Raw genomic sequence first — 12978 nt, 5'->3', positions numbered from 1 at the left:
CCTTCCTCCAAAGAGTGGGTGAGCCTGCATCGAGGCTAAACCGGCAAAATGTTCATATTGAATATTAAAACATCCATTTTGGATATTTTCGATAGGGCAGCATCACGAAGAGCTGTGCAGGTTTAAGAACGACGCTCGCGATGAGTGCGCATTCCACGTCCGGAGGGGACGCGGACATGACAGAACCTTCAAGGGTTCCCAAGGGAGGATTTCGGAATGACGAGCAAGTTTCGTTCGTTGCTTGTGGCAACGACTGCCATCACTGGTCTGGCGCTGACCGGCGCAGCTTCTGCTGAATCGATGAAAATCGGCATCACGCAGAACAATGTCGGTGTGGACAGCTACCAGACGACCTATGAAAAGGCCTTTATTGCCGCTTCGGATGCCAATTCGAATGTCGAGGCTGTTGTTCTCGACGCCGGTGGCGACGTTGCGCGCCAGATTGCACAGATGGAAGATCTGATCCAGCAGGAAGTCGACGCCATCATCATCTGGCCAACAAATGGCGAGGCGGTCATTCCCGCTGTCCGCAAGGCGCACAAGGCGGGCATTCCCGTGATTGTCACAAACTCGAACATCGCCGAGCAGGGGTTCGATTTCGTCAAGTCCTTCTCCGGGCCGGACAACATCACCCAAGGGTCGAGATCTGCCGAGATCATGTGTGACAAGTTCAAGGACATGGGCATCGAGAACGAAGCCAAAATCGTCCAGATTTCCGGTCAGCCGGGATATACGACAGCGATCGAGCGCGCCAAGGGCTTTGAAGATCGGCTCCCGGAAGTTTGTCCGAACGTCACCCTGGTGGAAACGCAACCCGGCGACTGGAACCGCGAAAAATCCCAGAAGGTCATGGAAGCCTTCCTCGTCAAGTATGATGACATCGACGGTGTCTATTCAGGCGATGACAACATGGGCGTCGGTGCCCTGAACGCCGCCAAGGCTGCCGGGCGCGAAGGGATCATCTTTGTGGGGGCGACCAACTTCTCCGTCGGATACGAAGCGATGGAGCGCGGTGAATACTGGGGTTCCATTTACCAGTCTCCGGTGGATGACGCGGAAGCAGCCCTGAAAACTGCAATCGATGTTCTTTCCGGTACCGAAGTCCCGTTCCTGAACTACTTCGACACACCGAAGATCACACAGGACAACATGGCTGAATACAGCAAACCGGTATTCTGATCCCAACGGCGCGGGATACTCCCGCGCCTTTTTTCATGAGATATTTCAACCGGGAGGAAAACCATGGGCCGTGTGTCCGGGCGTTCCTGTATTGTGACCGGCGCGGCCAGAGGTATTGGCCGGGCCATCGGTGAAGCACTACTGAGCGAAGGTGCCGACGTCTGTTTCGCCGACATCAACGGCGATCTCGTTCAATCGGTTGCCGCGACCAATGAAGCCCGCGCCAGGGTCAATCACGCCAACGTCACCTGGGCGCAGGTCGATGTGACCCGGCGGGATCAGGTCTGTGCGATGATTGAAAAGGCAGTGGCGGCATTCGGCAAACTCGACGTAAAATTCAACAATGCCGGCGTCAACAAACCGATGAATTTTCTCGATGTGACCGAGGACAACTGGAACTCCATCATGACCGTGAACGGCCTTGGGTGCCTGATCGGGACGCAGGAGGCCGCCCGGCAGATGATCGCGCAGGGCGGGGGTGGCAAGATAATCAACACGGCTTCCATAGCCAGCCGCCAGGGCTTTGATAACGTGGCGCCCTACTGCGCCTCCAAGTGGGCGGTCGTGTCGTTGACGCAATCGGGCGCAAGGGATCTGGCGAAACACAACATAACGGTCACCGGGTTTGCACCGGGTGTCGTTGCCACGGAAATGTGGGAACAGGTGGATCAGGATCTCATGCAGATCGGCGCCGCGGAGCGTCCGGGTCAGGCCATGGAAGAGTTTTCCGCGGACATCCTGCGCGGCAGGGTCGCGACCCCTGCGGATATCACCGGGACGACGACCTTTCTGGCTTCGCGCGAAAGCGATTACATGACCGGGCAGATTGTGATGATCGATGGCGGTATGACGCTTTTATAGAAATCAACAGGTTAGGGAGGATCTGTTGTCTGACGTCTCAAGCAAGTCAGCCGGTCCCGAAAGTGGATCGAAGGAGAAGACGATGCGGCCATTCAACCTGTCAGGCATTGGCGGATTTCTGGCCAAGCAGGGCATACTTGTCGCATTCGCGCTGTTCATCATCGGCTTCACGATCGCCAATGAGCGTTTTCTGGCCCCTGACAACATCATGGGCGTCGTGCGCTCTTCAGCGATCCTCGGCGTGATGGCGCTGGGCGTCACGTTTGTCGTCATCAGCGGAAATCTCGATCTCTCAGTCGGATCCATGATGTCTTTCGCAACGATCGTGGTTCTGGATCTTCACGACCAGATCGGCCCGGCACTTGCCATCCCGTCCATGTATGCGATGGTCCTGTGTCTCGGTGCCTTCATCGGATTTCTTGTCGGATACCTCAAGCTCAACTCGCTGATTGTGACGCTTGGCATGTTGTCGGCCATTCACGGGCTGACGCTGACCTATTCCGGCGGCAAGAACATGGATATCGCCGACAAGGAAGGGACCTGGTTCAGCATGTTCGGTCAGTCCGACGCACTGGGTATTCCAATTCCGATCCTGCTCTTTGCGCTTGTCGCCTCGGTGCTCGGCATCGTGCTGGCCAAGACACCGTTCGGGCGCAAGGTCTATGCTGTGGGCGGCAACGGCACGGCCGCAACTTTCTCCGGCATCCAGAGAGCCCGGGTCGTGTTTACCTGTTACCTGATGTCTGCCTTCTGCGTGGCTACGGCCGGCCTCATCCAGGCCAGCAGGTCTCTTGGAAGTCAGAACACGGTCGGGCAGGGGCTTGAGCTGGAGGTTCTGGCGGCGGTGATTCTGGGCGGTGCGTCCCTGCTTGGCGGGTCGGGCACCATTTTCAAGACCGTCATTGGCGTCCTGATCCTTGGTTTCATCCAAAACGGACTTCTCCTCGTCGGACTTCAGTTCTACGTCCAATACGTCGTGACCTGGATCATCATCATACTTGCCGTCTGGCTCGATGTTGCCGCCAAGCGCGGCAAACTCTGGTCACCGATCGCGTGAGGAAGGGATACATGGAACCTGGAACTCTCAGTACCTTTTTGAAACGCGGCGCGATCTGGGGATTTATCGTTGTCGAGCTGCTCTTCTTCTCGATCGCCGGCGAATACCTGTCGCTCAGCAACAAGGCCTTCATGGATCTGGACAACATGCTGCTGCTGTTCAAACAGTCGGCACCAATCGGTATTATCGCCATCGGCATGACGATCATCATGGTCAACGGCAACATCGACCTCAGCGTCGGCGCGACCTTTGCCCTCAGTGCCATCGTGCTGCTCAACAGCATGACATGGCCGGTGTTTGCCGGCCTCGGCGACGGCGTCATTCCGATTGCATGGGCACTTGCTCTTGTGACCGGCATTCTGCTGGGTGCCTTGAACGGCCTGATCGTCTGGAAGACCGGCGTCGACGCGTTTATCGTCACGCTCGGATCCATGCTCGGGTATCGCGGGCTCGTCTTCATGTATAACGGCGAGCAGCCGACTTCCCACCTCAACTGGACCCTGGTCGACTTCGCGGAAGCCCAGTTCATGGGCCTTCACACGGCGACCTGGTTTCTGCTCGTTGTGACTGCCGTTATCTGGTTCGTCATGAACCGGACGGTGCATGGCCGCAATGCCTATGCGATCGGTGACAACAGGACGGCGGCCATCAATGCCGGCATTCGGGTCGGACCGCACATGATGATCAACTTCATGATCATCGGCTTTCTCGCGTCTCTTTCCGCCGTGGTGTTTTATTCCGAATCCGGGTCGGTGAACCCGAATGACGGTGAGCTGTACGAACTCTGGGTCATTACGGCGGTGGTCCTGGGAGGAACGAAACTGACCGGTGGCGCTGGCTCGGTCCTGTCGACGCTTGGAGGGGTGCTGGCAATCCAGCTCCTGCGCAAGGGGTTGGGGCACATCGGTGCAGATACGGAAACGGTCAATCTTGTGATCGGCCTGATCCTGATCGCGGTCCTGTTTCTCGATCGCCAGCTAAATCTGAAGGGCAGGGAGGCACTGAGGATATGAGCAGTCAAACACCGGCCCTGCGCCTTGAAGGGATCGTCAAGACATTTCCCGGCGTGCGCGCGCTCGACAATGTGTCCTTTGACGTCATGCCCGGGGAAGTCCATGCCCTGATGGGTGAGAATGGTGCCGGAAAATCGACGCTGATGAAGGTTCTCGGCGGTATCTACCAGCCGGATGAAGGCAGGATCGTTGTCAACGAGCAGCCGGTTGTGATGACGTCGCCACTGCAGGCAAAAAGCAAGGGCATCATGTTCATCCACCAGGAACTGAGCCTTGCCGAAGAACTCAGCGTTGCCGAGAACATCTATCTTGGTGAATTGCCGAAAAAGAGCTTCGGCCGTGTCGATTGGCAAAAACTCTATTCCGAAACCAACGAGATTCTCGGCAGGCTCAAGGTCGGTTTCGACGCAAAAACCAAGGTCGGTGACCTGTCCATCGCAAATCAGCAGATGGTCGAGATTGCCAGGGCTCTGACCGTCGAGGCGAAAGCCGTGATTTTCGATGAGCCGACCGCTTCACTGACCGATGCGGAAAAGGTCGTGCTTTTCGACGTCATAGGCGATCTGAAAACGCATGGTGTCGGCATCATCTACATTTCTCACCGCATGGAGGAAATCTTCAGGATCACCGACCGGATAAGTGTCTTGAGAGATGGTCAGTATCGCGGAACGCTCGAAACGCCGGAAACGGACGAAGAGGAAGTGACCCAGCTGATGATCGGACGAAAGCTCGATCTGTCTCGAAATGTCAGCCACCACGAATTGGGTGACGTTGCGCTGGAGGTTCGTGGTCTTGAATGCGGCAAGCTGTTCCACAATGTCAGTTTCAGCGTTTGTCGGGGCGAAGTCGTCGGGTTCTACGGATTGGTCGGGGCAGGCCGCACGGAAATTGCCGAGACGCTTTTCGGTCTTCGCGACCCGACAGCAGGGCAAATTCTTCTGGATGGCCAGGAAACCACGATCCATTCGCCGGCAGACGCGATTGAAAAAGGCATTTCGCTGGTTCCCGAGGACCGCAAGGGACAGGGGCTTGTTCTCGGCATGAACTGCCGGGACAACATGACCCTGCCCCAGGTCAACGACCTGAAAGCCGGGCCGTTTGTGGCCGAAGGGGCGGAAATTGCCATTTTCGACCAATATCGCGATCGGCTCGATATCCGCACACCGGGTTGGAAACAGCTTGTCGGCAACCTGTCGGGCGGCAATCAGCAGAAGATTGTCATCGGCAAGTGGCTCTCCATGCACCCGAACATCCTGATCGTCGATGAACCCACCCGCGGGATCGATGTCGGCAGCAAGTCCGAGATCCACAATCTGATCCGGGAACTGGCGAGCCAGGGCTACGCGGTCATCGTCATCAGTTCGGAAATGCCGGAAGTACTACATGTCAGTGACCGGATCATCGCAATGTTCAACGGCGAGATCATTCGCACATTCACCTCCGATGAAGTGACAGAAGACAATCTCATTCAGGCGATCTCCGGAATCATTCCGGAGAAAGTGGCGTGATGCGGGTAGGGTTTGCCGGGCTTGGCCGGATGGGCGTGCGCATGGCCGCCAATCTGGTGACCGCGGGTCACACGGTGACTGTCTGGAACCGGACCGGTGAAAAAGCCGAGGCCTTTGCACGAGATCACAATGCTGAGAGTGCGCCGTCTCCGTCAGAACTCAGAGCCAGGTCGGATGTCGTCATCACGATGCTGGCCGATGATGCTGCGGTCGAGGCTGTCTATTTCGGATCCGACGGCCTGCTCACTGGACCGGGTGGCGCATCCGTTTTTGCAGAGATGGGAACGATATCCGTTCAAAGCGCGGCGAGGATCCACGAGGCAATGGCAGACGCGGGCCTGAGTTTTGTCGATGCCCCCGTCTCAGGTGCCACCAAGGCTGCCCAGGACGCGCAGCTTCTGATCATGGCAGGTGCGGAAGACAAGAGTGTCCCTCTGCTTGATGCGCCCTTTGAGGCTCTCGGCAAGCGTACAATCTGGCTTGGCGGACCTGGCCGGGGGGCAGCCATGAAACTTGGCGTCAACATGCTGCTTCATGGGCTCAACCACAGTCTAGCAGAAGCCTTGACGCTTGTGTCAGACGCCGGAATTGCCACGGAAACGGCCTATGAAGTCATTGAGAACTCGGCAGCCGCTGCCCCATTCATTTCCTACCGCAAGGGGCTTTATCTTGATGAGGAAGCACATGATGTCAGTTTCACTGTCGCCCTGGCGCGCAAGGATGTGGGTCTGGCGCTGGACCTTGCCCGTTCGCTCGGTATCACCCTGCCGCAGGCGGATCTGAACGAGGCCATGCTGACCGCTGCCTGCGAAGCCGGGTATGACGCCCGCGACATGGCGTCGGTCCTGTCATTTGTGAGAAAGGGATTTAAGTGAAAGCCGTATTGTTTGTCGGTGGTTGGGAAGGTCACGCCCCCACGCAATTCAGTGACTGGTATGAGGCGTTGCTGAGCGAGAACGGGTTCGAGGTCGACGTCTACGACACGATGGAGCCACTGGAACGACCGGAGGACCTTGCCGATGTCGATCTGATCACCCCGATCTGGTCCTCCGCCCGCTCCGGACACAAACTGGAGTTCGGCAACATGACCAAGCCGCAGGAAGACGGGCTCCTGAAGCTTGTTTCCAACGGATGCGGGCTTGCCGGCTGGCACGGGCACATGGGAGATGCGTTCCGTGATCGACCGACCTACCACTTTCTGATCGGAGGCCAGTTCGTCGCGCATCCTCCGGGCTGGCCTGACAACCTTCAGCCCAGGGAAGACTATATCGACTACGATGTGACCATCTGCCGACCGGCGGACCCGATCGTCAAGGGCATCAGGAGTTTCCGCCTGACATCCGAGCAATACTACATGCTCGTCGATCCTTCGAATGAAGTGCTTGCGACCACGACTTTTTCCGGCGAACACCTGTGGTGGATCGAGGGTACGGTTATCCCCGTCATCTGGAAGCGACGCTGGGACAAGGGGCGTGTCTTTTATTGCTCCATCGGTCATGAACTGGACGATCTGAAAATCCCGCAGGTTACGGAAATGATCCGGCGCGGCTCTATATGGGCTGCCGAGGGCAGAGGGCTTGTCCGAGAAGCCTGATATTGCTTGCCTGTCGTGGACTTTGAGTGATCTCGGGCAGCTGTTCGCCGTATCGCTTTTTGAATGGTTTTGTTCAGTTCCATCGCAGGCTGACCGAAAGACCTTTCAAAGCGGAGCCTGCGCCCCGATTGCAGCGATATGCATCTAGGTTGTCCGGGATCCGGTCCTGTTTTCCGGAATGTCAGCACCTTTTTGTGTCTTTGTCCGCCCATCAAGGCAGAAGACGACACAACCGGCGAACACGATCAGAGCCATCCCGCCCAATTTATATTTGTCGGGGATTTCTCCAAAGAACACGAACCCCCAAAATCCGGCGAATGGCAGATGGGCGTAGTCGAAGGTCGCGATGACCTGCGGTTTGGGTGACTGGTAGGCCCTTGCCAATCCAATGCTGATACCGATCATCAATACGGCCAGCAGGATTACGACCGGCCAACTGGTCACAGACCAGGTGCCGAACAGGAACGGATAGTCGATACCGGACCCTGCGCCAAAACCTGCAATCAGTAGCGAAGCGGTGGCCCCCAACGCGAACAATGTGACGTTTAGCCAGAGCGCGAGCGTGAACGCGGGAACGGCTGCACACCTGGACCTGGTAATCACGGCCGCCAGAGCGTAGAGAAACCCGGCGGAGACCGGTATCAGCGCAAACGGAGAGAAATCCGCCGCAGCGGGCCGGACGATCAGCAGAACGCCAAGGAAACCGATCAGGATTGCCGCCCAGTGTCGTGTCGTGATCGGTTCACGCAAGGCGAGTGCCGACAACGCAACGATGAACAGCGGCCCGGTGTATAGCGATGCGGCAATCACCGACAGGTCGAGCAAAGGTATCGCTGCATAGATGCCGAGATACATCAGCGTCAACGCCAGACTGCGCAGGAGAACCCATCCAAAGGCAATTGGCCGGAGCGTCCGGCGGGCCAGAAACATGAGGACCGGTGCTACAAGCAGCGTTCGCAGCACGTAGATTTGCCAAAGGGTCATGTCACTGCTTGCGAGCTTCACAATGGCGTCGGTGAGCGCCATCGCGAAAACCGTGACGAGAATTGTGACGATGCCGAAAAGGATCTGGTGGCTTTGATGGTCGCGCATGGTGTTCTCCCCTGTGCCCGGGTGCGAACCAGAGTTTGACAATGCGAGATTGTTTCGAATAGGCGTGCTAATAATAATTGAATGTTACAGGAAATCGAATAATGGATCGATCGGATCTGGCGGCATTGCAGACATTTGTCATGATTGCCAGGCACGGGTCGTTGCGCGCTGCAGCCCGCGCCCTGGGGATCAATCCGCCAGCTGTTTCTCACCAACTCAAGACGTTCGAAGAGCGTCTCGGAACCAGGTTGTTCGTGCGGACCACGCGTTCCCTGGCGTTGACCGATGCCGGGCAACGTCTTCTCGACAGCAGCGGGCACTTGCTTGAGGCAGTCAGTGAAGCGCTTGAAACCGCACGCAATGCGAAATACGCGGGAAGCGGACGGTTGAAGGTTACGCTGCCTTTCCGGGCGTGGCAGACCGTCGTTGCGCCGGAGCTGCAGGCCTTCCAGAACCTGCATCCGGGTATCGAACTCGATCTGACGATAGAAGAAGCACTGACAGATATCGTTGCTCGCGGATACCATGCAGGCATACGGCTGGGTGACCATCTCCAGGACAACATGATTGCCGTCCGTCTGTCCGAAGACGAGCAGGCAGTATTGGTTGCTTCACCGGATTATCTCAAGCGGCATGGCAGACCCGACACACCGATGGATCTTCTGTCTCATGCCTGTATTCGTCACAGGGGTATGAGTACAGGAAGAATCGCCGCGTGGCGGCTCGAAACACCAGAAGGGATGACGTCGATCGATGTTTCCGGCAACCTTGTCTTCAACGATTTGAGGACGGTGGTCGACGCTGCCTTGCGTGGCTTCGGCATCGGGTGGTCATTGCGCCGCGGCGTTGCCGAGGACCTTGATGCCGGAAGGCTCGTCGAGATCCTGCCCGGTATGACACCTTGCAGACCGGGTTTTCATCTCTACTTCCCGAAACCGCTGCAGGATTTCGGATTGCTTCGCGCCTTTTTGGATCACTACCGCTTGCGTCGAATGTCACCCAAAGACAGGCCCTCAATTCAATGAGCTCTGCAAAGGCTTACAGGTGTTCAACCTGAAATATTTTCGGCAGCATGTTCCAGGCCCAAAGGGAAGGTGTCCGGCATTTGCAAAAGCGCGGATGGTGGAAAGTGGAAACCATGCCGGGAGAGTGTGTCCTATCCCGCTCACAATCGGGTCCTGCTTCCATCAGGAAGTTTTTCCGCGATCACGACCGTCTGGCCCCAAATCTAAGGCACGGGTGCTTAATTATATTATAAATCAGAATACTGAATCTATTTTAGCGCCGTTTCTTTTGAATTTATAGATAATAGATATGTTCTCGTTGGGGCCAGACTCTTCCGGTCCTTTCTCAGATCCTGGCCAAACAAGCGATTGCAGATCATGTGCGGTCGCGGGAGACAGAAAGCGAGAATTCCTGATGAAGTACGATAACTTCAACACATTCAACGTTCGCACCGACAACGGCATCGCCTGGGTGACGTTCGATTTCCCACCTGTGAATGTTCAGGGCCAGCAGATGCTGGCTGACCTGAACAGTCTTGCCATGCGACTGGAGCGAGACCGCGAAACAAAAGTGGTCGTATTCCAGTCCGCCAATCCGGAAATCTGGGTGTGTCACTACGACACCGAGCTGCTGAAGGACATGTCAGACGAGGCGGTTTCGCGCGAAGAGGTTCAGTTGCTCGACCTGCAAGCGGTCTGCGAGCGGATCAGCAAAGTTCCCCAGGCTACAATTGCAAAGCTTGAAGGGTTTGCGCGCGGCGGTGGGCATGAACTTGCGCTGGCGCTGGACATGAGATTTGCAGCACGCGGAAAATACAAGTTCATGCAGATGGAAGTTGGCATGGGAATTCTACCTTGTGGAGGAGGGGCGTCGCGGATGGCGCGGCAGACGGGTTTGGGCCGCGCGCTCGAGATCATCCTCAGTGCCCGCGACTTTGATGCCGACGAAGCAGAGGCCCTCGGCACCATCAACAAGGCCCTGGATCCAGACGAGATCGGTGACTACGTCGAAGCTCTTGCCAGACGGATCGCCACGTTCCCGGCGGAATCAATCAACGCCTGCAAACAGGCCGTTTATGAATCCATCGATCGACCCATCAACGAAGCCCTGAAGGCGGAAGCCTACTGGCTCTATCAGGCAACCAGCAAGACGCCGGCGCTCAAGCGGTTTACAATTGCGGATGAACAGGGCCTTGAACACGACATTGAAAACCAGAGAAACTGGAACGAACTTGTCATGAAGGTCCAGGAAATCCAATAGGCGCAACCGGGGAGCACATCAGGTCGCTCACACATACCTGAGAAGGTTCCGCAGCCAGGACCTGCACCGTCTTGACCTTGCCGCTCAAGACCGGATTGAGGCCTGACAGCGGAACTGCGCTATGGCCGACGGGGTCGCTCATGTTAGGCATGCCGGGCGCCATTCCATCTGCCTGTGGCGGGTCTGGAATCGTACAGGCGTTGTCACTCAGGCGGGCGCCCAATAACTGTCAGGTGGCGGGCCGAAGTCGATCAAGGCGCAGGAATAGACGGCCGTTTCGTCAAAGGGATAGCGTGCTTCCATGTCCGGTGTCAGGGTCAAACCCAGGCCGGCGGCCGTCGGACGCAACAGCTCGCCATCGACGATCCTGCCCTGGTCGCCAATCATCTCGGCTCCGAGCGGAAAGGTCAGCATCGGATATTCGACGAGCTTGCCGCCTGCCGCGAAAGCCGCGTGGTAGCTTGCCATGATCGCAGCAGCTCCGCCCCAGGCGTGGACAACAACATCGGTCTCTTTTTTTCCCGCAGCTGCAAACACGTCCATGACAGCCGATATGCCGCCCATGACCGATGCATCCGGCTGCACGAAATCATAAACATCGGCATTGATTCGTTCGATCATTTCCTTCGGCGTCGTGATGATTTCACCGCCGCACACCGGCACATCGATCCGGCTCCGCAGTTCCCTGAATTCATCCGGACAGTCGGGGCCCAGTGCCTCCTCGACGAAGATCATCCGCTGATCAGTCCGGGCATGCACCGCTTCGACGAATGAGACGACATCCTCCACCGCTTGCGGCGGGTCCGCAAGGTTCTGACACATGTCGACGCCGACCCGGACACCGCGTTTGCCGGCTTCCTCGAGAACCCAGACAGTGCGCAGAATGTCGGTTTTCACCGACCGGATCTTGTAGCGCGTGATCCCCAGGCCAGCGAGCTGGTCGAACTCCCGGCGAAACTGTTCCTTTGCATCGCAGCAGCCACCCGATCCGTAAATCGGTATCTTGTCGGATTTCGCGCCACCAAGGAGATCGTAAACCGGCAACCCCAGAGACTTGCCCTTGGCATCCTGCAACGCGGTTTCGAAGGCAGCGATCACATGGCGTGCGGCGCCCTGCAGGGACCAATAATCGCAAAGCGACCGCAGATCGCGCACACGCCGCGCGATATCGAAGCCATCCTTGCCCCTTACCTGCGGTGCGCAGAGTTCGACGATGGATTTGAAGACCAGCGGTGCGAAGACCGCCAGATATCCTTCTCCCAGTCCGGTAACACCGTTCTCCAGCGTCACCTCCACCATTCCGATCGTGCGTTTCGGACCGTTTGGAAAGCACTCCTTGATTTCGGGATCGTCCTTGTCGGCATAAGGCGAGCTCAAAAGAACGCAGCGAATTTCCGTAATTCTGGACATCAGTATCCTCTTGCGATGTCAACGACGCCCGACAAGGGTTCGCCTCGGCGGTATCGAGATAGATTGTTTAGAAAAACGTCAATCTTCCGGTCCAGCTCATCGTGACTTCCGCCGCCGGAGTGCTGCGTGAGAAGGGTATTGGGGCATTGCCAGAATGGATGGTCGGGTGACAGGGGCTCTTCCTGTGTGACATCAAGGACTGCTCCTCCCAGTTGCCCGGCGTTGAGAGCATGGGAAAGCGCCGTCTCATCAACGATCGATCCACGACCGAAACTCGCGAACACGGCATGGTCCGGCATCAAACTGATCCGATGCGTATCGAACAGGTCGCGGGTCGCAGGTGTGTCAGGTGCCGTGCAGACAACGATATCCGCACTTGCCAGGGAGTCGTCCAGCTGTTCAAGCGACGTTGTGCTGAGGATCGGCGTTATCCTGCAAGAAAAGGGTGCCAGCAAATCTGCGAGGCGCCTGTTGATCGCGCCGTAGCCAACCATCACGACATGCGACCCTGCTAGGGTTCGGGCCCGGGTCCTGACAGGGTCTCCAAGCCAGCTTCCGTCGCTTTGAGCAAGGACGAGCGTGTCGATCCGGCGCGCGAGGGCGAGCAGACCCGCCAGGGCTGTTTCAGCCACGGCTTCGGAAAAGAAACCGGCAAGGTTGGTCAAGGTGATGCGCGCGCCGATATCGGTCCAGTCAAGATCGACATATTCACCGAAACCGACAGATTCCAGCTGAACCCATCGCAAGTCCGGGGCATCTGCAAGTTCCCGGGGAGCAGGGTTTCCGAATGCAATTTCGCAATCGGCGACGCTGCCGTCCTCACGCAGGTCCGCATCGCCGATGCCGGTTCGCAGCCGGTCCGTTTGATCGGCAGAAAGCTCTACCAGAAGAGCGACCCTCGTCATGCGGCATGTCCCGAGTTGGTCGACAGGATTCCGGTTTCGAGTTTTTTCCCAATCATCAAAAGATTGCGGCTGTCAGTGCCGAGAAGTCCGCTCA

General features: G+C 57.2%; 12 protein-coding genes. 9 read left to right on the top strand and 3 right to left on the bottom strand.

The window, feature by feature from the left end:
- Positions 1–216: 216 nt before the first annotated feature.
- The 7 genes from LA5095_RS05810 (at position 217) to LA5095_RS05780 (ending at position 7212) form a co-directional block, all read left to right on the top strand.
- The gene (locus LA5095_RS05810; RefSeq protein ID WP_055112984.1) at positions 217–1179 is read left to right on the top strand and encodes a sugar ABC transporter substrate-binding protein; all 963 of its coding nucleotides are present in this window, start codon (positions 217–219) and stop codon (positions 1177–1179) included.
- Positions 1180–1242: 63 nt separating this feature from the next.
- Complete coding sequence (locus LA5095_RS05805) at positions 1243–2040, top strand: SDR family NAD(P)-dependent oxidoreductase (RefSeq protein WP_029061202.1); 798 nt, start codon at positions 1243–1245, stop codon at positions 2038–2040.
- 25 nt (positions 2041–2065) lie between these two features.
- On the top strand, positions 2066–3097 hold the full coding sequence (locus tag LA5095_RS05800; protein ID WP_235808809.1) for an ABC transporter permease: 1032 nt from the start codon (positions 2066–2068) through the stop codon (positions 3095–3097).
- Positions 3098–3108: 11 nt separating this feature from the next.
- Positions 3109–4110, top strand: a complete 1002-nt coding sequence (locus LA5095_RS05795) for an ABC transporter permease (protein WP_055114174.1) — start codon at positions 3109–3111, stop codon at positions 4108–4110.
- Complete coding sequence (locus LA5095_RS05790) at positions 4107–5618, top strand: sugar ABC transporter ATP-binding protein (RefSeq protein WP_055112982.1); 1512 nt, start codon at positions 4107–4109, stop codon at positions 5616–5618. The genes LA5095_RS05795 and LA5095_RS05790 overlap by 4 nt, the downstream gene beginning before the upstream one ends.
- Positions 5618–6493: an NAD(P)-dependent oxidoreductase gene (locus LA5095_RS05785; RefSeq protein ID WP_055112980.1), complete on the top strand. Its 876-nt coding sequence runs from the start codon at positions 5618–5620 to the stop codon at positions 6491–6493. Before LA5095_RS05790 ends, LA5095_RS05785 begins: the two co-directional genes overlap by 1 nt.
- Positions 6490–7212 (top strand): ThuA domain-containing protein, encoded by a 723-nt coding sequence (locus LA5095_RS05780; RefSeq protein ID WP_055112978.1) that lies wholly within the window; start codon positions 6490–6492, stop codon positions 7210–7212. Before LA5095_RS05785 ends, LA5095_RS05780 begins: the two co-directional genes overlap by 4 nt.
- A gap of 144 nt (positions 7213–7356) precedes the next feature.
- On the opposite strand, the gene LA5095_RS05775 is transcribed toward LA5095_RS05780, so the two are convergent.
- Positions 7357–8304, bottom strand: a complete 948-nt coding sequence (locus LA5095_RS05775) for a DMT family transporter (protein ID WP_082442615.1) — start codon at positions 8302–8304, stop codon at positions 7357–7359.
- A gap of 101 nt (positions 8305–8405) precedes the next feature.
- On the opposite strand from LA5095_RS05775, the gene LA5095_RS05770 reads away from it, so the two are divergent.
- Both LA5095_RS05770 and LA5095_RS05765 read left to right on the top strand, forming a co-directional pair.
- Entirely contained in the window at positions 8406–9329 is a 924-nt protein-coding gene (locus tag LA5095_RS05770) for a LysR family transcriptional regulator (protein WP_055112976.1), read from the top strand.
- 394 nt (positions 9330–9723) lie between these two features.
- Complete coding sequence (locus LA5095_RS05765) at positions 9724–10569, top strand: enoyl-CoA hydratase/isomerase family protein (protein ID WP_055112975.1); 846 nt, start codon at positions 9724–9726, stop codon at positions 10567–10569.
- A gap of 207 nt (positions 10570–10776) precedes the next feature.
- Here the strand turns inward: LA5095_RS05765 and LA5095_RS05760 are convergent, their stop codons facing one another.
- On the bottom strand, positions 10777–11979 hold the full coding sequence (locus tag LA5095_RS05760) for a mandelate racemase/muconate lactonizing enzyme family protein (RefSeq protein WP_055112974.1): 1203 nt from the start codon (positions 11977–11979) through the stop codon (positions 10777–10779).
- Positions 11979–12884, bottom strand: a complete 906-nt coding sequence (locus LA5095_RS05755) for a D-2-hydroxyacid dehydrogenase (RefSeq protein ID WP_055112973.1) — start codon at positions 12882–12884, stop codon at positions 11979–11981. The genes LA5095_RS05760 and LA5095_RS05755 overlap by 1 nt, the downstream gene beginning before the upstream one ends.
- Positions 12885–12978: the final 94 nt, after the last annotated feature.

Origin of the sequence: Roseibium album, from assembly GCF_001404515.1 — a bacterium.
GTDB classification, from domain to species: Bacteria; Pseudomonadota; Alphaproteobacteria; order Rhizobiales; family Stappiaceae; genus Roseibium; species Roseibium album.
The sequence above is the reverse complement of the archived record's forward strand: the minus strand, read 5'-3'. Positions and strand labels throughout refer to the sequence as shown.